Below are 456 nucleotides of genomic sequence, written 5' to 3'. Positions count from 1 at the left end.
GCTCTTCCGATCTGGTCTTGAGCAAGTCGGAATCAAAATGACGGATCGCGGTTTGATCGAAACGGATAAACAATGCCGTACAAGCGTGAAAAACATCTATGCGATCGGTGATATCGTTTCTGGACCTCAATTGGCTCATAAAGCTTCTTATGAAGGTAAAATTGCAGCCGAAGCCATTGCAGGACATTCATCAGAAATCGACTACCTTGCCATTCCGGCTGTTGTATTCTCTGAACCGGAACTTGCATCTGTCGGCTATAATGAAAAAGAAGCGAAGGAAGCTGGAATTGAAGCGCTTGCTTCCAAGTTCCCATTCGCTGCAAATGGACGTGCTCTATCCTTAAACAATACTGATGGATTTGTGAAGCTTATCACTCGCAAAGAAGATGGATTGGTTATTGGAGCACAAATCGCAGGGCCGAACGCATCTGATATGATCGCGGAACTTGGCTTGGC

Annotated in this window: 1 protein-coding gene; it reads left to right on the top strand. The window is 45.6% G+C overall.

The features are described 5' to 3' along the window. A partial coding sequence (locus CVN76_RS01965) for an FAD-dependent oxidoreductase (protein WP_198512429.1) occupies positions 1-456 on the top strand: 456 nt, incomplete at both ends.

Source organism: Bacillus sp. mrc49 (genome assembly GCF_002803435.1).
Note: the sequence above shows the minus strand (reverse complement) of the source record. Positions and strands in the feature narration are given on the sequence as shown.